Annotated in this window: 24 protein-coding genes; 14 read left to right on the top strand and 10 right to left on the bottom strand. The window is 71.6% G+C overall.

All coding sequences use genetic code 11. The features are described 5' to 3' along the window. Positions 1 to 20: 20 nt before the first annotated feature. The 4 genes from ACZ4SF_RS29805 to miaA form a co-directional block, all read right to left on the bottom strand. Entirely contained in the window at positions 21 to 2,306 is a 2,286-nt protein-coding gene (locus tag ACZ4SF_RS29805) for a RelA/SpoT family protein (RefSeq protein ID WP_468390249.1), read from the bottom strand. Positions 2,307 to 2,590: 284 nt separating this feature from the next. Continuing rightward, positions 2,591 to 3,460, bottom strand: coding sequence for a diaminopimelate epimerase (gene dapF, locus ACZ4SF_RS29800; protein WP_468390247.1), 870 nt, complete (start codon positions 3,458 to 3,460; stop codon positions 2,591 to 2,593). A 328-nt stretch (positions 3,461 to 3,788) separates the two neighbouring features. Further along, positions 3,789 to 4,397, bottom strand: coding sequence for a hypothetical protein (locus ACZ4SF_RS29795; RefSeq protein WP_468390546.1), 609 nt, complete (start codon positions 4,395 to 4,397; stop codon positions 3,789 to 3,791). Positions 4,398 to 4,505: 108 nt separating this feature from the next. Further along, positions 4,506 to 5,444: a tRNA (adenosine(37)-N6)-dimethylallyltransferase MiaA gene (miaA, locus tag ACZ4SF_RS29790; RefSeq protein ID WP_468390245.1), complete on the bottom strand. Its 939-nt coding sequence runs from the start codon at positions 5,442 to 5,444 to the stop codon at positions 4,506 to 4,508. 182 nt (positions 5,445 to 5,626) lie between these two features. On the opposite strand from miaA, the gene ACZ4SF_RS29785 reads away from it, so the two are divergent. Together ACZ4SF_RS29785 and ACZ4SF_RS29780 are read left to right on the top strand one after the other, a co-directional pair. Continuing rightward, positions 5,627 to 5,935, top strand: coding sequence for a hypothetical protein (locus ACZ4SF_RS29785; RefSeq protein ID WP_468390242.1), 309 nt, complete (start codon positions 5,627 to 5,629; stop codon positions 5,933 to 5,935). A 24-nt stretch (positions 5,936 to 5,959) separates the two neighbouring features. Beyond that, on the top strand, positions 5,960 to 6,238 hold the full coding sequence (locus ACZ4SF_RS29780; protein WP_468390239.1) for an antitoxin: 279 nt from the start codon (positions 5,960 to 5,962) through the stop codon (positions 6,236 to 6,238). A 224-nt stretch (positions 6,239 to 6,462) separates the two neighbouring features. On the opposite strand, the gene ACZ4SF_RS29775 is transcribed toward ACZ4SF_RS29780, so the two are convergent. Next, entirely contained in the window at positions 6,463 to 7,176 is a 714-nt protein-coding gene (locus tag ACZ4SF_RS29775) for a class III extradiol dioxygenase subunit B-like domain-containing protein (protein WP_468390236.1), read from the bottom strand. Positions 7,177 to 7,454: 278 nt separating this feature from the next. Further along, positions 7,455 to 8,981: a tRNA (N6-isopentenyl adenosine(37)-C2)-methylthiotransferase MiaB gene (miaB, locus tag ACZ4SF_RS29770; RefSeq protein ID WP_468390234.1), complete on the bottom strand. Its 1,527-nt coding sequence runs from the start codon at positions 8,979 to 8,981 to the stop codon at positions 7,455 to 7,457. A gap of 223 nt (positions 8,982 to 9,204) precedes the next feature. On the opposite strand from miaB, the gene ACZ4SF_RS29765 reads away from it, so the two are divergent. From ACZ4SF_RS29765 to ACZ4SF_RS29755, 3 genes are all read left to right on the top strand, one after another. Continuing rightward, the gene (locus tag ACZ4SF_RS29765) at positions 9,205 to 9,564 is read left to right on the top strand and encodes a DUF6204 family protein (RefSeq protein WP_468390231.1); all 360 of its coding nucleotides are present in this window, start codon (positions 9,205 to 9,207) and stop codon (positions 9,562 to 9,564) included. Positions 9,565 to 9,612: 48 nt separating this feature from the next. After that, positions 9,613 to 10,056, top strand: a complete 444-nt coding sequence (locus tag ACZ4SF_RS29760) for a MarR family winged helix-turn-helix transcriptional regulator (protein WP_468390228.1) — start codon at positions 9,613 to 9,615, stop codon at positions 10,054 to 10,056. Between the two features lie 195 nt (positions 10,057 to 10,251). Continuing rightward, positions 10,252 to 11,664 (top strand): hypothetical protein, encoded by a 1,413-nt coding sequence (locus tag ACZ4SF_RS29755; RefSeq protein ID WP_468390225.1) that lies wholly within the window; start codon positions 10,252 to 10,254, stop codon positions 11,662 to 11,664. A 15-nt stretch (positions 11,665 to 11,679) separates the two neighbouring features. On the opposite strand, the gene ACZ4SF_RS29750 is transcribed toward ACZ4SF_RS29755, so the two are convergent. Continuing rightward, positions 11,680 to 12,087, bottom strand: a complete 408-nt coding sequence (locus tag ACZ4SF_RS29750; protein WP_468390222.1) for a pyrophosphohydrolase domain-containing protein — start codon at positions 12,085 to 12,087, stop codon at positions 11,680 to 11,682. Positions 12,088 to 12,194: 107 nt separating this feature from the next. Here ACZ4SF_RS29750 and ACZ4SF_RS29745 point away from each other — a divergent pair, with 107 nt between their 5' ends. Continuing rightward, entirely contained in the window at positions 12,195 to 13,193 is a 999-nt protein-coding gene (locus ACZ4SF_RS29745; protein ID WP_468390220.1) for a TAXI family TRAP transporter solute-binding subunit, read from the top strand. A 309-nt stretch (positions 13,194 to 13,502) separates the two neighbouring features. Here ACZ4SF_RS29745 and ACZ4SF_RS29740 read toward each other — a convergent pair whose 3' ends face one another. Then, on the bottom strand, positions 13,503 to 14,930 hold the full coding sequence (locus tag ACZ4SF_RS29740; protein ID WP_468390217.1) for a sensor histidine kinase: 1,428 nt from the start codon (positions 14,928 to 14,930) through the stop codon (positions 13,503 to 13,505). A gap of 9 nt (positions 14,931 to 14,939) precedes the next feature. Continuing rightward, a complete protein-coding gene (locus ACZ4SF_RS29735; RefSeq protein WP_468390214.1) occupies positions 14,940 to 15,626 on the bottom strand; it encodes a response regulator transcription factor in 687 nt (228 codons plus the stop codon). Between the two features lie 296 nt (positions 15,627 to 15,922). Between ACZ4SF_RS29735 and ACZ4SF_RS29730 the strand changes: the two genes are divergently transcribed. From ACZ4SF_RS29730 to ACZ4SF_RS29695, 8 genes are all read left to right on the top strand, one after another. Continuing rightward, the gene (locus ACZ4SF_RS29730) at positions 15,923 to 16,699 is read left to right on the top strand and encodes an amino acid ABC transporter ATP-binding protein (protein ID WP_468390213.1); all 777 of its coding nucleotides are present in this window, start codon (positions 15,923 to 15,925) and stop codon (positions 16,697 to 16,699) included. 103 nt (positions 16,700 to 16,802) lie between these two features. Further along, positions 16,803 to 17,636, top strand: a complete 834-nt coding sequence (locus ACZ4SF_RS29725) for a glutamate ABC transporter substrate-binding protein (RefSeq protein WP_468390210.1) — start codon at positions 16,803 to 16,805, stop codon at positions 17,634 to 17,636. 75 nt (positions 17,637 to 17,711) lie between these two features. After that, positions 17,712 to 18,380: an amino acid ABC transporter permease gene (locus ACZ4SF_RS29720; protein ID WP_468390207.1), complete on the top strand. Its 669-nt coding sequence runs from the start codon at positions 17,712 to 17,714 to the stop codon at positions 18,378 to 18,380. Continuing rightward, positions 18,377 to 19,339, top strand: a complete 963-nt coding sequence (locus tag ACZ4SF_RS29715; RefSeq protein ID WP_468390205.1) for an amino acid ABC transporter permease — start codon at positions 18,377 to 18,379, stop codon at positions 19,337 to 19,339. Before ACZ4SF_RS29720 ends, ACZ4SF_RS29715 begins: the two co-directional genes overlap by 4 nt. 176 nt (positions 19,340 to 19,515) lie before the next feature. Further along, positions 19,516 to 21,135 carry an FAD-dependent monooxygenase gene (locus tag ACZ4SF_RS29710; RefSeq protein WP_468390203.1) on the top strand — a complete coding sequence of 540 codons (1,620 nt, stop codon included), beginning with the start codon at positions 19,516 to 19,518 and terminating at the stop codon, positions 21,133 to 21,135. A gap of 195 nt (positions 21,136 to 21,330) precedes the next feature. Next, positions 21,331 to 21,378, top strand: coding sequence for a hypothetical protein (locus ACZ4SF_RS29705; RefSeq protein ID WP_309506048.1), 48 nt, complete (start codon positions 21,331 to 21,333; stop codon positions 21,376 to 21,378). Between the two features lie 62 nt (positions 21,379 to 21,440). Beyond that, entirely contained in the window at positions 21,441 to 21,992 is a 552-nt protein-coding gene (locus ACZ4SF_RS29700; RefSeq protein ID WP_468390201.1) for a cupin domain-containing protein, read from the top strand. Next, a complete protein-coding gene (locus ACZ4SF_RS29695) occupies positions 21,989 to 22,429 on the top strand; it encodes a rhodanese-like domain-containing protein (RefSeq protein WP_468390198.1) in 441 nt (146 codons plus the stop codon). Before ACZ4SF_RS29700 ends, ACZ4SF_RS29695 begins: the two co-directional genes overlap by 4 nt. Positions 22,430 to 22,571: 142 nt before the next feature. Here ACZ4SF_RS29695 and ACZ4SF_RS29690 read toward each other — a convergent pair whose 3' ends face one another. Continuing rightward, positions 22,572 to 25,100 (bottom strand): ABC transporter permease, encoded by a 2,529-nt coding sequence (locus ACZ4SF_RS29690; protein WP_468390195.1) that lies wholly within the window; start codon positions 25,098 to 25,100, stop codon positions 22,572 to 22,574. Between the last annotated feature and the right edge of the window lie 200 nt (positions 25,101 to 25,300).

Genomic DNA, 25,300 nt, shown 5'->3' with positions numbered 1-25,300 from the left:
TCGACCGGCAGAGGCCGTCTTCAGGAAGCCGGTGCCTGGTGCTGGGCCCTGCTCACGTCGTACACCCCGGGCACGTCCCGCATGGCGCGCATCAGGGCCGGGAGGTGGGCCGCGTCGGGGAGCTGGAGGGTGTAGGTGTGGCGCACCCGCTGCTGGCTGGGTGGTTCGACGGTGGCGGAGACGATCTCGGCGCCCTCCAGGGCGATCGCCTCGGTGAGGTCGGCCAGCAGATGGGGGCGGCCGAACGATTCAGCGACGAGGGTGACTCGGCACTCGGCGGTGTCGCCCCAGCGCACGCCGATCTCCGCGCGCCCCCGGCTCTTCATGTGCGCCACGGCGGCGCATCCCGCGCGGTGCACGGTCACCACTCCCCCGCGGACCGCGAACCCGGTGATCTCGTCCGGCGGTACGGGCGTGCAGCACCCGGCGAGCCGTACGGAGGCCCCGGGCCGGTCCGCGAGGACGTCGGCGCGCCGGGGCCGGGCGGCGGGGGTGCCGTCCGCGGGGCGGGCGGGAGGAGCCCCTTCGGCGGCCTCGGGACGGACACGACCGCCCTCCGCCGCTCCGGCCCGGACACCGGCCCCCTCGGCGGCCGGGGGGCGGATGCCGGTCCCGTCGGCGGTTGTGGTCCGTGTGCCGGTCGCCGCCTCCCCCTCGGCGCCGGGATGTGTCGCCAGCCAGCGCTGGATGGCGATGCGGGCGGCCGGGGTGTGGGCGTGCTCCAGCCACTCGCGGGAGGGCTCTGAGGCCGGGTCCTGGCCCATCAGGAGCTGGACCGTGTCGCCGTCGCGCAGGACGGTGCTGAGGGTGGCCAGGCGGCCGTTGACGCGGGCGCCGATGCAGGCGTGCGCGTCCTCGCCGTACTGCGCGTACGCGGCGTCCACGCAGGTGGCGCCCTCGGGCAGGCCGAGGGTGCCACCGTCGGGGCGGAAGACGGTGATCTCCCGGTCCTGGGCGAGGTCCTCGCGCAGGGTGGACCAGAAGGTGTCGGGGTCAGGGGCGGCCTGCTGCCAGTCGAGGAGGCGGGAGAGCCAGCCGGGGCGGGTGGGGTCGGCGCGCTCGCCGTCGGCGGGGTCGTCGGAGCCGGGAGCGTAGGGGTTCCCGAGCGCGACGACGCCGGCCTCGGCGACCTTGTGCATCTGGTGGGTGCGGATGAGCACTTCGACGACCTGGCCGTCGGTCCGGGCGACGGCGGTGTGCAGGGACTGGTAGAGGTTGAACTTCGGTACGGCGATGAAGTCCTTGAACTCGGAGACCACCGGGGTCATGCACGTGTGCAGTTCGCCGAGGACGCCGTAACAGTCCGCGTCCTCGTTCACCAGCACCAGCAGCCGGCCGAAGTCGGTGCCGCGCAGTCGCCCGCGTTTGCGGGCCACGCGGTGGACGGAGACGAAGTGGCGGGGGCGGATGAGGACTTCGGCCGGGATGTCGGCCTCGCGCAGCACCTCCCGGACCTCGTCGGCGACCTCGGCGAGGGGGTCGCCGGAGCGGGCGGCGTTGTCGGCGATGAGTTCCCTGGTGTGCTCGTACTCCTCGGGGTGCAGGATGGCGAAGACCAGGTCCTCCAGCTCGGTCTTCAGTGCCTGCACGCCGAGGCGCTCGGCGAGCGGGATGAGGACGTCCCGGGTGACCTTGGCGATCCGCGCCTGTTTCTCGGGGCGCATCACGCCGAGCGTGCGCATGTTGTGCAGCCGGTCGGCGAGTTTGATCGACATCACGCGCACGTCGCTGCCGGTGGCGACGAGCATCTTGCGGAAGGTCTCCGGCTCGGCGGCGGCTCCGTAGTCGACCTTCTCCAGTTTCGTGACGCCGTCGACCAGATAACGCACTTCCTCGCCGAACTGTTCCCGCACCTGATCCAGGGTCACCTCGGTGTCCTCGACGGTGTCGTGGAGCAGAGAGGCCGTCAAGGTCGTGGTCTCCGCGCCGAGTTCGGCGAGAATCAGGGTCACGGCGAGCGGGTGCGTGATGTACGGCTCGCCGCTCTTGCGCATCTGGCCGCGGTGCGAGGACTCGGCGAGGACGTAGGCGCGGCGCAGAGGTTCGAGGTCCGCGTCGGGGTGATGGGCGCGGTGTGCGTCCACCACATGGCTGATGGCGTCGGGCAGCTTGCCACGGGCGGCGGGGCCGAGCAGCGCGGCCCGGCCGAGCCTGCGCAGGTCGATCCGCGGCCGGGACTTTCTGCGGGCCGTCGTGCCCGTCGTGGCCGCGCCTACGGCGCCCGCCACTGCCGACACCGCCGGCGCCTTCGGCGCTGTGGGCGATACCGGGCCAGGGGTCGCAGGGTTCGTGGCCTCCGCACTCATGGGCACCTCCGGCTCGTGGACCGGCGGACGGGGCCCCAGGGCGTACGCGGCTCAGGGATGGCGACGTTCCCCCGTCCGTGCCGGTGCTTGATGCTACCGAGCCCACCACGTACGACCGACCGCCTCTCGCCGAGCGTGAAACGGATCACCCATTCGAGCGAAGGAAACGAGGTTTAAGGGTTTGCGCCACATGTCCCGCGCGCCGCCGGGGTTTTGAACGGGTCCCGGCGGCCGGAACCGCAGATCCGAGCGTCCGAAGCCCTTGCCGGGCTCGTTCCGCCAGGTCAGCGAAGGGCGTTTTCCAGCCACTCGGAGTCGATCTCACCCGCGGCGACGATCACGGCGGGTCCGGTCATCTCGATCTCGCCGTCGGGCCGCTCGGTGATGACCAGGCGGCCGCCGGGCAGGTCGACCGTGTACGTCGCCAGCGCTCCGGTGACGCCCGGGTCGGCGCCGTCACGCCGGGCAGCGGCCACGGCGACCGCGCACGCGCCCGTGCCGCACGAGCGGGTCTCGCCGGAGCCGCGCTCATGCACCCGCATGGCGACGTGCCGGGGACCGCGGTCCACGACGAACTCGACGTTGACCCCGTCCGGGTAGGCGGTCGCGGGGCCGACCGGCGGCGCGGTGTACAGGTTGCCCGCGTGCGCGAGGTCGTCGACGAAGGCGACCGCGTGCGGATTGCCCATGTTCACGTTGCGTGCGGGCCAGCTGCGCTCGTCGACCGTCACCGTGACGTCCCCTTCGGGGAGGCGGGCACGGCCCATGCCTACGGTGACGTCACCGTCCTTGGCGATGTGGACGGACTTCACGCCCGCGCGCGTGGCGACCGCGAGGTCGCCTTCGGCCACATGCCCAGCGTGCTGGAGGTAGCGCGCGAACACACGGACGCCGTTGCCGCACATCTCGGCGACCGAGCCGTCACCGTTGCGGTAGTCCATGAACCACTCGGCCTCGGCGGCCATGTGCCTGGCCTCGGGGTGCGCCGCGGACCGCACGACGTGCAGCACGCCGTCGCCGCCGATACCGGCCCGGCGGTCGCACAGGGCGGCGACGGCGGCCGGGGACAGCTCGATGGCGTTCTCGGGGTCGGGGACGATCACGAAGTCGTTCTCGGTGCCGTGACCCTTGAGGAAGGCGATCCTGGTGCTCATTCCTCGAGGGTACGCTCCGCTCGAAGAGCCGATCGGCGGTGGGGGCGGGGCGCAGCGCCGGTCGGGGGCGGGTGATCACGCCCATGTGGCGGCGCAGTGTGGGTCGATGGCGGGTGATCACACGTGCGCGGCGGCGCAGTGCGGGTCGGGGCGAGTGATCACGCCCACGCGACGGCCCAGGGCGGATCGATGGCAGATGATCACGCCCACGCGGCGGCCCGGTGCGCATCGATGGTGGGTGATCACGCCCCCCGGCGACCGTCGCGAGTCGATCGCCCACGCGGCGGCAGCCGCATGTCGAATACGGTCCGGGGCTCCCGGAGGCGCTTCAGCGGAGCCTGGCCACGCGCCAGACGGCGAGGATCACGACCACGGCCACCAGCAGAACGTACCCGAGGACGACCCGCCAGTCCGGGCGGCGGCCCGAGCCCCGTGGCGGCAGCCCCGGCCAGGTGTAGCCCACCCGGCGGGCGGCCATCATGCCCCAGCCGGCCGCGCAGGAGCAGATCAGCAGGCCGAGCATGGCGATGACCGCGCCGCTGTCGCCGAAGTCGAAGGCGAGCGGAAAGGCGAACATCAGGGAGCCGACCGCGGAGAGTCCCACGATGGGCGCGAGCTGCCAGATGCGCAGCCGGCGCTGCGGCCGCAGCTCGACCTCCACTTCCGGCCCGCCCGGGTACATCTCCTCGGGCGCGGGTCCGTCGGCCGTCACCCCGCCCGCCGCCTCGTCCGGCCCGTCCTCCGTCAGAGGAACCTCGGCCAGACGCTCGTCGGGGAGCCGTTCGCCGGCCGGACGGTCGTCGGTCGGACGCTCGTCGGGGAGCCGTTCGCCGGTCGGACGGTTCTCGGTCGGACGGTGCGCAGCCTGGACCAGCTCGTCACTCTCAGTGGTGACGTGCTCGGCATCTTGTGCGGTGTCGCGAGGGCCGGCCTCCATCGCCACGCGCCCTCCCAACTAGGACTCCACTTGGTCGATCGAAGCTCGATGATGGCACGGCGCCGCAGGCCGGGATGACCGGCGGCGCATCCCGATGCCATCACGTGATCAGGCTGTGACCGGTCGTTCGATCAACGCCAAGGCCTGCTGCGGAAGTTCCCCGCGGTCCGCTGCGGCCCCACTCAACCAGTGCACCCGGGGATCGCGCCTGAACCACGAATCCTGGCGGCGCGCGAAGCGCTTGGTGGCACGGACGGTCTCGGCCCGCGCTTCCGCTTCGGTGCACGTGCCGGCCAGCGCCGCGAGGACCTGCTGGTAGCCGAGCGCGCGCGACGCCGTGCGCCCCTCGCGCAGGCCCTGCGCCTCCAGTGCGCGCACCTCCTCCACGAGACCCGCGTCCCACATCCGGTCGACGCGCCGCGCGATACGGTCGTCCAGTTCCGGACGTGCCACGTCGACACCGATCTGCACGGTGTCGTAGACGGAGTCGTGGCCGGGCAGATTGGCCGTGAAAGGCTGGCCGGTGATCTCGATCACTTCCAGGGCCCGGACGACACGGCGGCCGTTGCTCGGCAGGATCGCGCGGGCGGCGTCCGGGTCGGCGGCGGCCAGGCGGGCGTGCAGCGCGCCGGAGCCCCGCAGCGCCAGCTCCTCCTCCAGGCGGGCCCGGACTTCCGGGTCGGTGCCGGGGAACTCCAGGTTGTCGACGGCTCCGCGGACGTACAGGCCGGAGCCGCCGACCAGGATCGGCCAGCGGCCCTCGGCGAGCAGTGCGTCGATCCTGGCGCGGGCCAGTTTCTGGTACTCCGCGACCGAGGCGGCGACCGTCACGTCCCAGATGTCCAGCAGGTGGTGCGGGATGCCGCCGCGCTCCTCGGGCGTCAGCTTGGCGGTACCGATGTCCATCCCTCGGTACAGCTGCATGGAGTCGGCGTTGACGATCTCGCCGCCTAGCTGCTGGGCGAGGAAGACGCCGAGATCGGACTTTCCGGCCGCGGTGGGTCCGACGACGGCGATGACGCGGGGGGCGAGGGATGCACTGCTCACGGCACCAGTTTCGCAAACCTCCTGGCGAGGTCTCGAACGAGTTACGTGACGGCGTACACCCCGGGTCGTTGCCCGTGGCAGGTGCCGCCTGCCGGGTTGCCGGAGGCGGTGACCCGGGCGGCGCAACCCTACGCACCGGGCAACGCGGGAATTCGCCCGCACGAGTACCGTATGGAGTGGATATGGGCGTGTTTGCACGACTCCTCGGCAGGTCGAAGACGACTCCGGAGGCGTCGGACGCCGAGGCACGGACCGGCGCGGAGCCGGATGGGACCGAGGCGGAGCAGACGGAGTCGGCGGAGGCTAAGGGAGCCGAGGCGAAGGAAGCCGAGACGGCGGAGGAGCAGGGGACGGCCGGGAACGGGCACGCGGACGTGGTCGCGCGGCCTGACGCCGGGACGGACGAAGCGTCCGACGGTGCCGGGATTCCCCGGCAGCAGTCCGCCGAGGAGGTCGCCGACAGCGAGTCCGGCGAGGGCGCCCGGAGGTAACTGGCCCGCGAGGGAAGGTGGACCATGGGTCTGATGGACAACGTGAAGGCCAAGCTCGGCCCGGCCAAGGACAAGGTGTCGGACCTCGCGCGGCAGCACGGGGACAAGGTTCAGCACGGGATCGACAAGGCCGCGAAGGCCGTCGACGAGCGAACCAAGGGCAAGTACAGCGAGAAGATCCAGGCGGGCACGGGCAAGGCCAAGGGTGCGATGGACCGCCTCGCACACAAGGGCGGCCCGGAGAGTGCGGCCGGCGACCCGATGCCCCCCACCCGACCTGAGGGCCCGCCACCGGCTTCGTGACCCTGCCGCATGTGGGTGGTGCACCCGGGCCCGATGGACGTCACGGCTTCGTCGGGGCGGCGGGCGGGCCCAGGAGACAACGGCAGACATACCGTCGGACGGCCGCGGAGAGGAACCTCTCCCGGCCGTCCGCCGTTTCGTGTACAGGGGTGGTACCAGGCCGGGCCGTGCGGCCGGTGTTGTCCTTGAGCGGGCAAGGATGGGCGGGGGTCCCGTGGCCGGTGTCAGGACCAGGTCGCGACGAGGTAGCCCACGCCGTACGGGGCGTCGTCGTACAGCAGGGCGCCCGTGAGGCCGGCGTGTTCGGCCGCGCCGGCCAGGATCTGCCAGGGAGCGCGGCCGGAGGCCTTCAGTTCGTGGGCCAGGGCGGGATCCAGTCCGCGCAGGGCCGCGAGGTCCGCCTCGCCGAGCGCCCGTGCCACCTCCGCGTCGAAGGGTGCCGCGCGCTCGTCCAGGTACCCGGGCGCCTTGAGCGTGCGGCAGGCGCTCGCGTCTCCCATCACCAGCAGCGCCACCCGTCCGGCCCGCGCACCCAGTTCCCTCCCTGCCTCGGCGCACCGCTCCGGCGGAAGCGCGGCGTCTACACCGAGCCCCTCGATCGGGGCGTCGGCCCAGCCGGTCCGCTCCAGCAGCCAGCCGGCGACGGCCAGCGAGGGCGGCAGCTCGGGTCCGGTGTCGGGGTGGGGGGCGGCGCCCAGACGCACGTCCAGGTCGACCCCGAACCCGCGGAACGATCCCGCCGTGCCCTGTGCGAACGAGCCCTGCCCGTCCGGCTCGGCGGGGCCGACGACCACCAGCAGGTCCGGACGGGCGGCGGCGAGCACGCCGAGCGCGTCCGTGCACGCCGCGCGCGCGGCATCCAGTTCGGGTGCAGCACCCGCGGCGACCTCGGGTACGAGCAACGGAGGACAGGGCAGGACGGCTGCGGCGACAAGCATGATCGGCAGGGTAACCCGAGCTCAGCGTGCGTCACTGCTCGGTCAGCGCGTCCGCCCGGTCGATCACGGTCCTGGAACCGGCCGGGTGCGCTCGGCCGACTGGAGCCGGGGCCCGCACGACGAGCATGCCGTCACCGACGGCTGCCTCGATGCCCTGCGCCAACTCACTCGCAGCCGCAGCCGCTCGTGACCGCCGGCAGTGGCTGCCCACTGCCAGGAACTCAGCCGCAGCCGCAGCCGCATGTGGCCATCGGCAGCGGCTGCCCTCTACCAGGAACTCAATCGCAGCCGCAGCCGCTCGTGGCCGCCGGCAGCGGGGCCGGGACGCCGACCTTCGGGAGGCCGAGCATGACGCCGGCCGGCTCGGCGGCCTTTGCGGCGTTGCGCTTCTCCCAGGCGTCGCCCGCGCGCGTGCGGCGCACCCCGAGGACGGGGCCCTCGGCGAGGAGGTGGTGCGGGGCGGCGTAGGTGACCTCGACCGTGACGACGTCGCCGGGGCGCACCTCCTGCTCCGGCTTGGTGAAGTGGACGAGGCGGTTGTCGGGGGCACGGCCGGAGAGGCGGTGGGTGGCGCCGTCCTTGCGGCCCTCGCCCTCAGCGACCATCAGCTCCAGCGTGCGGCCGACCTGCTTCTTGTTCTCCTCCCAGGAGATCTCCTCCTGGAGCGCGACCAGCCGCTCGTAGCGCGCCTGGACGACCTCCTTGGGGATCTGGTCGTCCATGGTCGCGGCGGGGGTGCCGGGGCGCTTGGAGTACTGGAAGGTGAAGGCCTGGGCGAACCGGGCCTCGCGGACGACGTGCAGGGTCTGCTCGAAGTCCTCCTCGGTCTCGCCGGGGAAGCCCACGATGATGTCGGTGGTGATCGCGGCATGCGGGATGGCGGCGCGCACCTTCTCGATGATCCCGAGGTAGCGCTCCTGGCGGTACGAGCGGCGCATCGCCTTCAGGACCGTGTCCGAACCGGACTGCAGCGGCATGTGCAGCTGCGGCATCACGTTCGGGGTCTCGGCCATGGCCGCGATCACGTCGTCGGTGAAGTCGCGCGGGTGCGGGGAGGTGAAGCGGATCCGCTCCAGGCCCTCGATGTTCCCGCAGGCGCGCAGCAGCTTGCTGAAGGCCTCGCGGTCGCCGATGTCGGAGCCGTAGGCGTTGACGTTCTGCCCGAGCAGCGTGATCTCGGAGACACCCTCGGCGACCAGCGCCTCGACCTCGGCGAGGATGTCACCGGGGCGCCGGTCCTTCTCCTTGCCGCGCAGGGCCGGCACGATGCAGAAGGTGCAGGTGTTGTTGCAGCCGACGGAGATCGACACCCAGGCCGCGTAGGCGCTCTCGCGGCGGGTCGGCAGCGTGGAGGGGAAGGCCTCCAGGGACTCGGCGATCTCGACCTGCGCCTCCTCCTGCACGCGGGCGCGCTCCAGCAGGACGGGCAGCTTGCCGATGTTGTGCGTGCCGAAGACGACGTCCACCCAGGGCGCCTTCTTCACGATGGTGTCGCGGTCCTTCTGCGCGAGACAGCCGCCGACCGCGATCTGCATACCGGGGTGGGAGGCCTTCTTCGGCGCGAGGCGGCCGAGGTTGCCGTAGAGCCGGTTGTCGGCGTTCTCACGGACCGCGCAGGTGTTGAAGACCACCACGTCCGCGTCGCCGTCGGAGCCCTCGGGCGCGCGCACGTAGCCGGCGTCTTCGAGCAGGCCGGCCAACCGCTCGGAGTCGTGGACGTTCATCTGGCACCCGTAGGTGCGGATCTCGTAACTCTTGGGGGAGGGAACGTCCACTGCCGGGCTCCGGTCGCTGCTGCTGGTCATGTCTCAAGGGTAGGCGGTCCCTCGGACAGCCCCTGCCGCCGATCCTCGGCGGCGGTCGGGCCCGGTGCGGCGGTGCCCGTGGGGACGAGCCTCGCACGCGGGAGGCCGGCGACCACTCGGGTTTGCCCGCGGTCCGCGGCCCTCGGGCGTCCGGTACGGCCGGGAACCGGACGGCCCGGAAACCCGGTGGAGGTGTCCGTCCCGCTGTGCCTAAGGTCGCGGAATGAGTACGCGAACCTTCCGTATCACCGTCCGCGGCGCCTTCGACGCCCTCACCGAGCCGCAGCGTGCCGCTCTGCTCGCCGGCGCCGCCCAGCACGACGTCCTGCGCGCCGCCTTCACGCCCGAGGGCACCCTCACCTACGACATCGCCGCCCGCCCCGCCTTCGTCTTCCGCTTCTCCGCCACGGGTGAAGAAGAGGAGGACATCCTCGAGGCCACCGAGCGGGCCGAGGAGGCGGCGAAGACCTGGCTGGCCGAGCGCGGCTACGCCTTCAAGCGCCTCCGGAGCACCGCTGAGGACCTTTCTCTGGCGCCTCTGGGCAAGCGTCAGCGCCGCGCGGCACGACTCCACAGCGCCTAAACTTGAGTAGTCAAGGAAACCGCAAGGGACTTCGGAGGCGAGCCGGTCATGAGTGAGGCTCTGGACGCGTCGCTGCGGCTGGTACGGGCCCAGGCGGCGCTCGTGCGCCGCTTCGACGCACGGCTCGGCGGGCTGCACGGGGTGAGTCTCGCCGACTTCACCCTGCTGCTCCGGCTGGGCCAGGCAGCCGGCGGCCGGATGCGCCGGGTCGACCTGGCCGAGGCGCTGGGTCTGACCGCCTCCGGGGTCACGCGCGGGCTGGCTCCACTGGAGCGGATCGGGCTGGTGACCCGCGAACGGGACGTTCGGGACGCGCGCGTGGCCTACGCATCGCTGACCGCGACCGGCCGGCAGCGGCTCGCGGAGATGCTGGCCACGGCCGAGGAGACCGCCACCGAGATCTTCGCCGGCGCCGCGTGGAGCCCGCAGGACATCGCCCGGCTCGCGGACCTGCTGACCCGGCTGGGCGGCACGGGCCTGACCGGCCGCTGAGCCCGCTCACCCGCCAACTCGTCGTGGCACAGGTCACGTTGAGTTGTGGCCGGATTGTGCAGGGGGCCGCTCAGGATCATGGCATGCTCATGGCCGTCATCGAGTTACCGTCTGGTTCTACCCATGAGTAGCGCCCGGTCTTCGGTACCTCTCTGCCACCCCCCACTTCTCCCAGGACCGACCTTGCGCAGACGCATGAGGCACAGACGTGCCCTGCTGCCCGCTTTCGCCGTGACCACTCTGTTCTTCGCGGCGGCCTGTTCCTCGGCCTCACCGCAGGCCGAGGAACGGCCGGCCGCCGGAAACGGCAAGCAGATCCAGGCCGACGCCCGGCCCACCGACGACACGGACCACTCACTCGCCGTCGCCGCGGCTCCCAAGACCACCGCGACGGCAACGGCCAGCCCGGCCGGCCCCGGCCGGCAGGCCCACAAGAGCGCGCTCGCCATCAGCTCCTACGACAGCCACACGCGGCGCGCCGTCCTCTCCGACAAGCCGGAAAAGAACGGGAGTTCGTCCGGCTCCCCCACCTCTTCCCCCAGCGCCTCGCGCGGGACCGCGGTGGGCGACGTGATCGCCAGCGCGCCCGCGCCCGGCGCTCCGCACGGACTGCTCGCCAAGGTCACCAAGGTGGTCGGCGAGACCGACGGCGGCACGGAGGTGCAGACCGAGCCCGCCACGCTCAACGCGCTGCTGGGCGACGACACGGCGAAGGGCGTCGTGCCGGTCGACCCGTCCTCCTTCGCCGTCGACAAACTGCTGCCCGACGTGAAGGTGTCCTGGTCGAAGACCGGCGACGTGCATGCCGGTCCCAAGGGCGCGACGGTGCCGCTGGGCAGCCTCCGGCTCGACGTCAGCGCCTCGGTGCCGACCGCCGAGGACGCCCCGGCCTCGGCCACCGCCTCCGTGAACGGCTTCGTCCAGGTCGCCCCGCAGGTCGACTTCTCCTACGGCGGCACCGGGACGGACGCGCCGCCCGGCTCCGCGTACCTCGGTGTGTCCGGAGACTGGACCTCCGGCTGGGCGGTCAAGGGACGGGCCGCCGCGGCGACCGGCACCCCGCTGCGGATCCCGTTCGCCAAGCTGCACGCCGACCCGGTGCTGCAGGTCGGCCCGGTTCCCGTCGTCGTCAACCTCGATCTGACCTGCTACTTCCAGATCAGCGCCGACGGCCGGGTCACCGTCGACGTCGAGCAGAGCCTGAAGGGCGACTTCAAGGCGGGCGGCACCTTCGGCCCGGCCCGGGGGTGGACCCCGGTCAGCTCCTCGAACATGACCAGCACACCGGTGCGGGCCTCCCTCACCACCGCCGGCACCGTGAAGACCGCGCTCGGCGCCGAAGCCACGGTCGGTCTCTACGGCACCGTCGGCGTCACCGCCGACCTGGCCCCTTACCTGCGCGGCGAGGCCTCCGGCACCGTCACCGCCTCCACCGACGGCAGCGCGCCCAAGGCGGAGGGCACCTGGGGCGTGTACGGCGGCGTCGACCTGTCCGGCACCCTGCGGCTCCAGTTGTCGATCTTCGGCACGCCCGTCATTCAGCGCAGCATCCCCCTGGGCAGTCTGCACCGCGAGTGGAAGCTGGCGGGCGGCTCGCTGTCCTCGTAGGCGCCGGCGGAGGTGTCAGGCCGCGCCGCCCGGTATCCAGCCCTGGCGGCGCAGCACGGCCGACACGTCCGGCGCCCGGTAATGGTCCCCCTTGAGGACCTTGCCGTCGGCCCGGCGGGCGACCTGCCCGTCCGGGCCGAGCTTGGTCATGTTGGCGCGGTGGATCTCGGCGATCACCTCGTCGAGGTCGATGCCGTGGACCAGGGCCGTGCCGTACGCCACGTACACCACGTCGGCCAGCTCGTGCGCGAGCCGGTCCAGCGGCCCCTCGACCGCGACCTCGGCGACCTCCGCGGCCTCCTCGGCGAGCAGTTCCCCGCGCTGCGCGGCCAGTTCGGCTTCCACCTCCGTCGGCGTACTGCGGGCGTCGAGACCGAAGGCACGGTGGAACTCTCGGACGAGGTCGGCGGGCGAAGAACTCATGTCGGCGACTCTAACGGCCGCCACTGACAACGCCCGCCGGCCGGCGAGCGGGCCCGGAGTGACCCCGGCCCTGGTCAGGGCGCCGCATCGGCTGGCAGGATCGCCGCATGTCCAAGGTCTTCCCCCGAATCAGCAGGCGCCGGGCGCTGCAGGGCGCAACCGCCGGTGTCGTGGCCCTCGGGCTGCTGCTGTGGTGGCTGCTGCCCTTGGGCGAGAAGCCGCCGAGCGGCACGATCGTGTTCAGCACCGGCTCGTCCCGCGGGGTCTACCAGGAGTACGGCGAGCGGCTGCGTACCGAACTCGGCAAGGACATGCCGGGCCTGAAGGTGAAGCTGCTCCCCAGCGCCGGATCCCAGGAGAACGTCCAGCGGGTGGCCACCGGGGAGGCCGACTTCACCATCGCGGCGGCCGACGCGGTGGCGACGTACGGGCTGCGGCACGGCAGCGGCGCCGGGCGGCTGCGCGGTGTGGCCCGGCTCTACGACGACTACGTGCATCTCATCGTGCCCCGCGGCTCGGACATCGAGAGCGTCGCGGATCTGCGGCACAAGCGGGTGGCGACCGGACTGCCCGATTCCGGGGTGCGGCTGATCGCCGACCGGGTGCTGCGGTCCGCCGGCATCGACCCGCGCAAGGACATCACCCCGGTGGCGGACGGCATCGACATCGGGCCCGCGCGGCTTCAGCAGGGGAAGATCGACGCCTTCTTCTGGTCCGGCGGCCTGCCCACCAAGGGACTGGTGGGGCTGGCGAAGAAGGCCGCCTTCCGCTTCGTGCCGATCGACGACGACCTCGTCACCAGGCTGCACAGCGAGGGCGAGGGGGCGCGCTACTACCGCCCCACCAACATCCCGGAGTCGGCCTACCCGCACGTGCAGCTGGGCGCCCAGGTGCCGACCATTGCCGTGTCCAATCTGCTGATGACCCGTGCGGACATGGATCCCCGGCTGACCGAGTGGGTGACCCGTACGGTGATCAACAGCCGCGACGGCATCGGGGCCCACGTCCACTCCGCCCAGTTGGTGGACCTGCGCACCGCCATCTACACCGACCCGCTGCCCCTGCAGGAGGGCGCCCGGCGCTACTACCGGTCGATGAAGCCCTAGGAGAACACCTCGGGCAGGCCACGAGGCAAGGGCCGCGGGAAGGCACCGAGGCAGAGCCCCGTGAACACCACGCGGGCTGACCACGGGTGACACCGAGGCAGGGCCCCGGAAAGACCACGCGGCAGGACCACCGGAAGGCACCGGGGCAGAACCCCGCAAAGGCCACGAGCGCACCCGGGCCAGGATCACAGGAAGACACCGGGGCCGAACCTCGGGAAAGTCGCGCGGCAGGACCGCGGGAAGGCGCCGGGCGAGGGCCCTGTGACGTGCTCCGGGCCGAGGGCCGGAACGAACCTCCGGACCGAGGTCCTAGAGGGCGTCCGCCGAGTCCGTTCCGGTCTGCCCGTGCCGCGGCACCGTGACCGTCACCCGCAGTCCCCGCGGCTCGTGATGGGCGTAGTCGATGGAGCCGCCGGCCGCGGCGAGCAGGGCACGGCTGATGGACAGGCCCAGGCCCGACCCCTTCACGTTCTGGTGCCGGCCGCTGCGCCAGAAACGGTCGCCCACGCGCCCGATCTCCTCGTCGGTGAGTCCGGGGCCGGTGTCGGTGACGACGACCGTGGAGGTGTCGCCGTCGGCGGAGACGGTCACGTCCACCGTGCCGCCCTCGGGCGTGAACTTCACGGCGTTGTCGATCACCGCGTCCAGGGCGCTGGACAGGGCGATCGGATCGGCCCAGGCGGTGGTGGGCGGGCAGTCCCCGGTCAGCCGGACGCCCTGGGCAGCGGCGGCCGGTGCCCAGGCGGCCACCCGCTCCTCGGCCAGCGCACCGATGTCGGTCAGCGCCAGGTCGGCCTCGGCGTGCTCGGCCAGCGCAAGATCCAGCAGGTCGTCCAGCACCTGTGCGAGGCGCTTGCCCTCGGTGCGGACCGAGGCGATCTCCGCGTTGCCCTCGGGGAGTTCGAGAGCGAGCAGTTCGATGCGCAGCAGCAGCGCCGCGAGCGGGTTGCGCAGCTGGTGCGAGGCGTCGGCGACGAAGGCGCGCTGCTGCTCCAGCACGGCCTCGACGTTGTCCGCCATCTCGTTGAACGAGCGGGCCAGCCGTCTGAGTTCCGGCGGCCCGCCGGCGGCCGCGACCCGGGACTTCAGGCGCCCGGTGGCGATGTCGTGGGTGGTGGCGTCCAGGACCCGTACCGGCCTGAGCACCCAGCCGGTCAGCCGCAGCGCCGCGCCGACGGCGAGCAGCATGGCCGCGATCTCGCCGGCCCCGATGAACAGCCAGCCGCGCAGGATCAGGGAGCGCATCTGCCCCGTGGGCGAGTCGGTGACGACGACCGCGACGACGTCGCCGTCCCGGATCACCGGTGAGGCGACGACCAGCCGTCCGCGCTGCCAGGGCCACACCTGCTGCGGATCGTGGCTGCGCCGGCTGAGCAGCGCCTCGTCGAAGGCCCGGCGGACCTCACCCGTCGGCGGTACGAACCAGTCGCCGGGCGCGTTGGCCATCGCCGAGCCGTTGCGGTAGAAGACACCCGCGCGGATGCCGTAGACGCCGTAGTAGCTCTGCAGCTCGCTGCGCAGCGTCTCCCAGCGCTCGTCCGTGGGGGTGAGCTGGGGTCCGCCGGGCCCGTCGGTGACGAACTGGGCGAGCGCCGCGAAGCGTGCCGTGTCGTCGATCCGGTCGACGACGACCCGCTGCTGCTGGGCGGCGGCCACGCTGGCGGCGAGCGGGACGCCGAGCGCGAGCAGCACGGCCGCCAGCAGGACGATGAGGAGCGGAAGAAGGCGTGTGCGCACCCGTCCCCGCTAGGCGGCCGGGGCGACGAGCCGGTAGCCGACGCCTCGTATGGTCTCGATCAGCGCCGGCATGCGCAGTTTGGCGCGCAGGGAGGCGACGTGCACCTCCAGGGTGCGGCCGGTGCCCTCCCAACTGGTGCGCCAGACCTCGCTGATGATCTGTTCCCGCCGGAAGACCACTCCGGGCCGCTGGGCGAGCAGGGCCAGCAGGTCGAACTCCTTGCGGGTCAGGGGGATCACGACGCCGTCCACGCTGACCTGGCGGGTGGGCAGTTCGATGCGCACGGCACCGAGGTGCAGGGCGCTGTCGCCGCCGGTCGCGGCGTCCTCGTGGGCGGTGCGCCGGCTGACGGCGTGGATCCTGGCGAGGAGTTCCCCGGTGTCGTAGGGCTTCACGACGTAGTCGTCGGCGCCCAGGTTGAGCCCGTGGATGCGGGAGCGGACGTCGGAGCGGGCGGTGACCATGATGACCGGAGTGCTGGTGCGTTTGCGTATCTTGCCGCAGACCTCGTAGCCGTCCTGGTCGGGCAGGCCGAGGTCGAGCAGGACGACACCGAAGCCCGCGCCCTCGGGGACGAGTGCCTGGAGCGCTTCTTCGCCGCTGCGCGCGTGGGTGACATGGAAGCCGTGTCGCGCGAGGACGGCCGACAGGGCCGCGGCGACGTGGTTGTCGTCCTCGACGAGAAGCAGTCTCATCCCGGCCCCCTCCGGTTCAGCGGTCGTACGGTCACGGTTTTCGTCGGTCTTGTAGATCACGAGCACGCGCGCGTGCACCATGGCAGTGACGCCGATGGATAAGGACGGCGTCAAGAGGCTTCGGGTTGCCCGCCGGTTCCGTTACCCGGCCGATACGCGCACGGATGGCACGTGCTACGACACGTGTCCGATTGCTATCGGATCGTGATGCTCAGATCTCCCTCAGATGTGATGACGCAGGTCACAGCCGCTCACTACTGTCCTCGGAAACCCGAGGAGGACGGAGCCTGAGAGCGATGACCAATGTATCGGTGGCCAAGGAAGATGTGGCCACGTCCGACGAACTGGTCGTCCTGAGCAGCGTCAACAAGCACTTCGGCGCGTTGCACGTGCTCCAGGACATCGACCTGACGATCGCCCGCGGCGAGGTCGTCGTGGTCATCGGGCCCTCCGGGTCCGGAAAGTCGACCCTGTGCCGCACCATCAACCGCCTGGAGACGGTCGACTCGGGCACGATCACGATCGACGGCAAGCCCCTGCCGCACGAGGGCCGCGAGCTGGCCCGGCTCCGGGCGGACGTCGGCATGGTGTTCCAGTCGTTCAATCTCTTCGCGCACAAGACCGTGCTCGAGAACGTGATGCTGGGCCAGGTCAAGGTCCGCAAGGCGGACAAGAAGCAGGCCGAGCAGAAAGCGCGGGCCCTGCTGGACCGGGTCGGCGTCGGTACCCAGGCCGACAAGTACCCCGCCCAGCTGTCCGGCGGCCAGCAGCAGCGAGTCGCGATCGCCCGGGCACTGGCGATGGACCCGAAGGTCATGCTCTTCGACGAGCCGACCTCCGCCCTCGACCCCGAGATGATCAACGAGGTCCTCGAGGTCATGCAGCAGCTCGCCCGCGAGGGCATGACGATGATCGTCGTCACCCACGAGATGGGCTTCGCACGATCGGCTGCAAATCGTGTCGTCTTCATGGCCGACGGCCGGATCGTCGAACAGGCTGCGCCTGACCAGTTCTTCAGCAACCCGCGCAGCGACCGGGCCAAGGACTTCCTGTCCAAGATCCTGCACCACTGACGCACGACCGCCGCTCGCTTCACACACCCGGTCACGTCACACGGCCCCGATCGCGTCGCACGCCTCAGGGACCTCGTTCCTCACCACTCAAAGGATGTTCATCATGAAGCTCCGCAAGGTCACCGCCGCCTCGGCCGTCCTCCTCGCCCTTTCCGTGACCGCCACCGCGTGCGGCGGCGACAAGAAGGACGACAAGGGGTCCGGCGACGGCAAGACGATCACCATCGGCATCAAGTTCGACCAGCCGGGCATCGGCCAGAAGACCCCGCAGGGCTACGCGGGCTTCGACGTCGACGTGGCCACCTATGTCGCCAAGAAGCTCGGCTACAGCGCCGACCAGATCGAGTGGAAGGAGTCGAAGAGCGCCGACCGCGAGACCATGCTGAAGCGCGGTGACGTCGACTTCATCGCCGCCTCCTACTCGATCACCCCGGAGCGCCAGAAGCTGGTCGACTTCGCCGGCCCGTACCTGCTGGCCCACCAGGACGTGCTGGTCCGCGCGGACGACACCTCGATCAAGTCGGCGTCCGACCTCAACAAGGCGAAGCTCTGCTCGGTCACCGGCTCGACCTCGGCGCAGAACGTCAAGGACAAGCTGGCTCCCAAGGCGCAGCTCCAGAACTACCCGACGTACTCCGCCTGCCTGACCGGTCTGCAGAGCAAGGCGATCGACGCCCTGACCACGGACGACTCGATCCTCGCCGGCTACGCCGCCCAGTCCCAGTTCAAGGGCAAGTTCAAGCTCGGCGGCCTGAAGATGACCAACGAGAACTACGGCATCGGCGTCAAGAAGGGCAGCGACCTCAAGGACAAGATCAACAAGGCGCTGGAGGCCATGGTCTCCGACGGTTCCTGGGATGCGGCCGTGAAGAAGAACTTCGGTCCGGCCGGCTACAAGAACGAGGCCGCTCCGAAGATCGGCGAGATCAAGAGCTGAGGCAACGCCCTACGGGTGCGCCGTCCGTGAGGGCGGCGCACCCGGGCATCCCTACACGCGGAAGCGCGGGAGATCGTGTTCGACTTTCTTGAAGGTTACGACGTACTGGGCGCCTTCTGGACGACGGTGCAGCTGACACTGTTGTCCGCGGTGGGCTCCCTGGTCTGGGGCACCCTGCTGGCCGCCATGCGGGTGGGCCCCGTGCCGCTGATGCGCGGTTTCGGCACCGCCTACGTGAACATCGTGCGGAACATCCCGCTCACGGTGATCATCCTGTTCACCTCGCTCGGCCTCCACGACACGCTGAGCGTCAGCCTCGGCGCCGGCGACATCGTGGACACGCGCAACTTCCGGCTGGCAGTGCTCGGGCTGATCGTCTACACGTCGGCCTTCGTGTGCGAGGCGATCCGCGCCGGCATCAACACCGTGCCGGTGGGGCAGGCGGAAGCCGCGCGCGCCATCGGCCTGAGCTTCACCCAGGTCCTGTTCCTGGTCGTGCTGCCGCAGGCCTTCCGGGCCGCCGTCCTCCCGCTGACCAACGTCCTGATCGCGTTGACGAAGAACACGACGGTGGCCGCCGCCATCGGCGTCGCCGAGGCGGCATTCCTGATGAAGACCATGGTCGAGAAGGATGCGCAGTTGCTGCTGACCTCAGCGATCATCGCGTTCGGCTTCTGCTGCCTGACCCTGCCGACCGGTCTGATCCTCGGCTGGGTGGGCAAGAAGGTGGCGGTGAAGCGATGAGTTCGGTCCTTTACGACGCCCAGGGGCCGCGCGCCAAGTGGCGCAACGTCTTCTACACGGCGCTTTTCATAGTCGCGCTCGCGGCGGTCGGCTGGTGGGTGTACACCTCCCTCGACGAGAAGAACCAGCTGGAGTGGGCGCTGTGGGAGCCCTACTTCGGCGGCAGCACCGAGGCGTACTCGACCTACATATGGCCCGGCCTGCAGAACACCCTGAAGGCCGCGGCACTGGCGATGATCATCGCGCTGCCGCTGGGCGCCGCCCTCGGCATCGCCCGGCTCTCGGACCACCGCTGGGTGCGGGGCCCGGCCACGGTCGTGGTGGAGTTCTTCCGCGCGATCCCGGTGCTGGTCCTGATGATCTTCGGCAACGAGCTGTACAGCCAGTACACCGACGTGAGTTCCGACGACCGGCCGCTCTACGCCGTCGTCACCGGCCTGGTGCTGTACAACGCGTCCGTGCTCGCCGAGATCGTCCGCGCGGGCATCCTCGCCCTGCCGAAGGGTCAGTCCGAGGCGGCCATGGCCATCGGCCTGCGCAAGAATCAGGTGATGCGGCTCATCCTGCTGCCGCAGGCGGTCACCGCGATGCTCCCGGCGATCGTCAGCCAGCTGGTGGTCATCGTGAAGGACACCGCGCTCGGCGGCGCCGTCCTCACCTTCCCCGAACTGCTCGCCGCCGCGAGCACCATGAGCGGCTATTACGGTGCCAACACCATTGCGTCATTCACGGTGGTGGCCCTGATCTACATCGTCCTCAACTTCTCGCTGACCTCGTTCGCGAGCTGGCTGGAGGGCCGGCTGCGCAAGCGGAAGAAGTCGACCGGTGCGGTGCTCGGCGTCCAGGACGTCGCGGGCATCGGGGGCACGGCGGCGACCGGGGCCGGAGGCGCGCCCGGAGGCGTGGACCTCAGCGGTCCCTTCGTCGGCGGCGACCAGGGCGTCGGCAAGGAAGACTGACGGGCAACCAGGTGACGTGAAGCGACCGGGGCCAGTGGCATGATCGCCACTGGCCCCGGTCGCTTGACGCAAACTCTGCCAATGGGTTGCATACGTTGTGTGATCGTGCACCTCGCTCCACCTTCCTGTTCACTTGTCTCCGTCAAGGCATCGCTGCGAGCAGGGAGCGCCACACCGTGGACCCGGTGATCATCGTCGGAGCGGGGCCCGTCGGGCTCACGCTCGCCCTGGCCCTGGCGCGCCAGGAGGTGCCGTCCGTCGTCCTGGACGAGGGCCCCGGCAAGGACGAACCCCGTCCGGCACGCACCGTCGTCCTGCGCGAGGACACGACCGCGCTGCTGGAGCGGCTGACCGGAGTGGCGCTCGGTGAACACGGCGTCCGCTGGGCCGGGTGGCGGTCCCTGCGACGCCGGCAGGTGATGAGCGAGATCGCCTTCGACGAGGACGAGCCCGCCCCGCTGCACATCGCACAGCACTTCCTCACGGGCTTCCTGCGCGCGGCCGTCACGGAGGAGCCGCTGGTGAAGACGGTCGTGGACAGCCGCCTGGACGGGATCGAGCAGGAGCGTTCCGGCGTCTCGGCACACAGCCGCGGCACCAACGGCACCTGGTGGCGGGGCAGTTACCTGATCGGCTGCGACGGCCCCCGCTCCACCGTGCGCAAACTCCAGGACATCCGCTTTCCGGGCCGTACGGCGGTGGAGCGGCACGCGGTCGCCACGCTGCGCGTGGAACTTCCGTGGGAGGGTCACGCGTTGCTCCATCGGATGCCGCCGTGGCGGTCGTCCGGGCCCTCGGCCGGGGAGGTGACCGCCCGCCCCCTCCCGGACGGCGCCTGGCGCCTGGACTGGCTGCTCCCGCCGGGCAAGGATCTGATCACGCCCGACATCCTGCTGACCCGCATCCGCGAGACCCTCGCGGGCTGGTCGGACGGCACCACTCCGACGTACGACCTGCTCGACACCGGTGTCCACACGGTGCACCACCGCCTCGCCCGCCGGTGGCGAGCCGGCCGCGTCTTCCTCGCCGGGGACGCGGCGCATCTGCTCGGCGCGCTCGGCACCCAGGGGCTCGACGAGGGCCTCCGGGACGCCGACAACCTCGCCTGGAAGCTGGCCACGGCCTGGCACCACGGCCCGCATGAGGCCTTGCTGGACAGCTATCAGACCGAGCGGCGCGCGGCGGTCGCCGCCCGGCTGCGCGCCGCCGACCAGGTCCTGCCGGTGCTGCGTGGCGGAGGCGGGCTGCGCCACATCGTCCCGGGCACGGCCCGGGGCCATGACGCGCTGCTCACGGACGCACATCTGGGGCGCGGCCCGCTGAGCGCGCCCGGGACGTACGCCGGCTCGCCGCTCGCACCCCGGCATCTGGAGGGTGCCATCCCCGTCGACACCACGCCCGGCGCGCAGGTCACCGATGTCCGGGTGACAGCCGAGGACGGTTCCTTCGTCCAGCTGCGCGACCGGCTCGGCCGCGGCGCACTGCTCGTCGTCCTGATCGCTCCCGGCACGGGGGTCTGGGACCGCAAGCACTGGATGTCCGCCGGGGTGATGCCCCGGCTGGCGGCGGCGGTGACCGCGCTGCCGCACCCCGCCGAGCTGCTGGTCGCCGAGAGCTACCCCGGTGCGCCGGCGCACAGTGTCCTGCTCGTACGACCCGACGGCCACCTGGTCACCGCGCTGAGCGGGGTCCGCCCGGCCGACCTGTACACGGCGGCCGAGGCCACGCTGGGCGGGGCGCCGCAGGAGGCCGAACAGGAGGAGAAGGCGGAGGCGGCGTCCGGGGCACGACGCTGACCGTGCCCGGGAAGACGGTCGCCGCCACCTGCGCGCCGACCGTACGCGGTACGCCGGCTCCTCCGGCGCGCGTCCCCCCTGCCCCTTGCGCCCTCCGTCCGTCCGCAGGGTGACACGCGGTTGACCCGGGTACGGCGGCATGCTGTACTCCGGATCGTGACCGACACCTGTGTGCGCCTGTGGCGGAGGGTCCATATGGACCTCGTCCGTTACGCGGGCTGCGTGTGTCGTCCGTCCTGCTGAATTCGCATCCCCTTCCTTCTCCGGGCGCCGCAACGCGTCCGTTTCTGCGAACCTTCAGGACGGTGCACGTGTCTGTCCCTTCTCCTTCTCTGTCTCCTTCCGCGTCCCCTGCCTCCGGCTCGGCGCCCACTCAGGAGGACCTGTTCGACTTCGTCAGGCGTACGGCGGCCGACGCCGAGCTGATCGCCTCCCTGCCGCTCGATCCTGAAGGCCGCACCTGGGTGCGGCTGGAGGGTCCGGGCGGCAGCGAGGCCTGGCTGATCGGCTGGCCGCCCGGTACGGGTACCGGCTGGCACGACCACGCGGACTCGGTCGGCGCCTTCCTCACCGCGTCGGGCGAGCTGAAGGAGTACTCGCTGGCCGCGCGGCTGCCCACCGACGGCTGGAAGACCCTGGAACTCGCCGAGGACGTGGACCGTACGCGCCGGTTGCCCGCCGGCCAGGGCCGCGCTTTCGGCCGCCACCATGTGCACGAGGTACTCAACGAGTCCCGCGGCCGACACGCGATCTCCGTGCACGCCTACTACCCGCCACTGCCGCGGATCCGTCGTTACAGTCGCATCGGCCAGGTGCTGCGCCTGGAGCAGGTCGAACGCCCGGAGGACTGGCAGTGAGCGGCACGCGCGAAGGTTCGGCGGCGACTGCCGTGGCGGTCGAACGGCCGTCCGGAATCGACGAGTTGCTGGAGCGGGTGCGCGCGGGCTACCAGCGCATCGAGGCACCGGAGGCGCACGAGGCGGCGCAGTCCGGTGCGGCGCTGCTGGTCGACATCCGGTACGCGGCCCTGCGCGAGCGGGACGGACTCGTCCCCGGCGCGGTCGTCGTCGAACGCAACGAACTGGAGTGGCGCCTCGATCCGCAGGGCAGCCACCGCCTCCCCCAGGCCACCGGACACGATCTGCGCGTCGTGGTGATCTGCAACGAGGGCTACGCCTCCAGCCTCGCCGCCGCCTCCCTCCACCAGCTGGGCCTGCACCGGGCGACCGACCTGGTGGGCGGCTTCCAGGCATGGCGGGCGGCGGGGCTGCCGGTGGAACCGGTGACGCCCTGAGCGATGCGTCCCGGAAAGCGGTGAACCCCCTGGCATGCCAGGGGGTTCACCGCTTTGGACGCACGGACGGACGAAACGACGACGCACGGACGCGCGCCACGCACACACGGACGCACGGACGCTTCACGGTCCGCGCCGGCTCCTACTCCTTCGCCGTGGCGACGGTCACCGCCCGCACCCGGAGTGCCACCCGCCCCGGCACGGCGCCGGCCGGGAGCGCGAGGAGCCCGGCGGCCGCGACGACGGCGACGTAGAGCAGCGGGACGACCGTGGGCGCCGCCTTGCCTGTCATGCCCACACTGAACGCGGTGAGTACAGCGAGGGCGATACCGCTGCCGAGTGTCGTGGCGATGAGCAGGACGGACAGCACCTCGGTGCGCAGCATGCGCAGAACCTGGCGGCGGGTCGCGCCGGCGAGGCGGAGCAGGGCGAACTCCCGGACACGCTCGGCGACCGACATGGCCAGCGTGTTGACGACGGCGATGGCGGTGAAGGCCAGCACGAGTCCCATGGCGAGGTAGTTGACTTCGGCGTTCGTCTGCTGCCGGTCGGCCTGGAGGTCGTCGGCGGCGGCCGGCGAAAGAACTCGCACCCCCGGGAACTCACGGAGTGTAGTCGCGAGTTCTGTCTGTGTACGGGTTGTGCTGACGAGGACGGAGGAGGCGAGCGGGTTGTCGATGTGACGGGCGACGAGGTCGTAGGCGAAGGTGAGGTCGCCGAAGCCTAGACCCCGGGAGTAGACGGCGGCGACGGTCAGCGTGGCGGGCGTGCCGTCGCCGAGCGTGACTTTGAGAGTGCTTCCGGGCTTCAAGTGGTGCTGTTCGGCAGCAAGTTCACTGACGGCGACGGTGCCGGGGCCGAGCCGGCCGAGGGAACCGGCAGTGACCTTCGGGTCCCAGGTGCGGGTCAGGCCTGCGGGGGTGACGCCCTGCGCCGGGTACTTGTCGAGGCCGACGCGGACGGTGGTGCGGACCACCTCGGTGACGGTGTCATGCCGCGCCCGCAGCCGTTCGGCGGCCTCGCCGGGCACACCCGGGCCCTGAGCAGCGACGATCCAGTCGGCCCTGATTCCTTCGCGGGCCTGGCCGCGGGCGGCGTCCCCGAGGGTGGACTGGACGAACAGGACGGTGCAGGTCATGCCGACGAGCAGGGTGAGGGGGGTGACGACGGACGCCATGCGGGCTGCGTTGCCGCGCAGATTGGCCGCAGCGAGCCTGCCGCCGTGACCGGTGAGCCGGAGCGGGCCGGCGAGCAGCAGTGCGGCGGCCTTGACCAGGACGGGCCCGAGCAGCGAGACGGAGGTGGACAGGACGACGACGGCGAGGAACGTCACGGGAGTGGACGCGGGCTCGGTGCGCAGGGAGGTGAGGACGACGACGAGGACGACTCCGCCGGCGAGGAGCAGCAGACCGGCGGCGATGCGGCCCCAGGCCGGCCGGGGCCGCTCGGCCCTTGCTTCGGCCAGGGCTTCGGCCGGGCGGATCCGGGCGATCCTGCGGGAGGCGATCCGGGCTGCCGCCCAGGCCCCGAGCAGGGTGGCGGCGAGAGCGGCAAGCGGTGGGAAGACGCTGACGGTGTGCTCGAGCGTGTCGGGTACGGCGCCCAGGGCGACGAACCTGGTGTGCAGCCAACTCCCCAGCGGCAGCCCGAGCAGTGCGCCGGCCGCGCCCGCCGTCACTGCGACGATCAGTGCCTCCCGGCCGAGCAGCTTGCGGATCTGCCCGGGCGTGGCGGCGAGGGCTCGGAGCAGAGCTAGTTCGCGATGGCGCTGCTGGACGGTGAGCGCGAAGGTGCCGACAACCACGAGGACCGCCACCAGCAGCGAGGTGCCGCCCATCGCGCCGCCCATGCTGACCAGCCGGGTGCGTGCGGAAGCCGCGTCCAGGAACTCCACGGACCCGCGGGCGTCGCCGGTGCTGACCTGGGCGGTGGTGCCGTGCAGAGCCTGCGCCACCGCCTGGCGCACCCGCTCGGGGTCCGCCCCCTTGGCCGGGAGCACACCGAACGCGGTGACCTGCCCGGGGTGCGCGGCCAGTCGCCGGGCTTCGGCCGTGGCGAAGAACAGAGAGGTCTGGTGGCGCACGGCGGTGGCCGGGGCGGCGATACCGGTGATCCGGTAGCTGCGGGGAGCCTGCGAGGACTGCACGGTGAGCCGGTCGCCGGGCCGCAGACGGGCCCGCGCGGCGAGTTCCTCGTCGATGACGAGGTCACCGGTGGCCTGGGGGGCGCGGCCGGTGGTCAGCCGGTACGGCGTCAGCGCGGCGGAGTCCCAGGCATGGCCGTATGCGGTACGGCCGCCGGTACCGGACGGGGTCAACGGCTGGGCGGGAAAGGTGAGTTCGGGGACGACTCGGGCCACGCCGGGGGTTCGGGCGAGCGTGCTGCGCAGGTGCTCGGACAGCCAGGCACGTTCGGCGATGGGCTTCGCCTTGTGCTTGACCTTGGTCTTGCCCTTCTTGTGCTTGACGGTGGTCTGGTGGACGTACTGGTCGGCGGAGACCACGACGGGAGCGGCGGCATAGCGTTCGGTCCGGATGGTGCCGCGCAGGCCGGTGTCGAGGAGGGTGCCGCAGGCGGTGATCAGGGCAGCGGCACACATCAGGGCGAGGAAGGCGCCGAGAAACCCGGCCTTGCGGGCGCGGACTGTCTTCAGGGCGTAACGCAGCATCATGGGGACGGGCTCTCTTCTGTTCTGTTGTGTGCACGAGTTGTGTCGTAGGCGTCCGGTCTCGGCTGGTGAGTGCCGTGACCGGGGTACGCGTACAGACTCGCCCGCGCGAAGAGGAGAGAGCACTGCGGTGACCCGGCGTCTTGGACCGGGGGTGGGCCCACCCGTCTCCGGCGGGGGTTAGCCCCACCCCTCCGTCACGA

This window comes from Streptomyces sp. NPDC027663, from assembly GCF_055566415.1.
The sequence above is the reverse complement of the archived record's forward strand: the minus strand, read 5'-3'. Positions and strand labels throughout refer to the sequence as shown.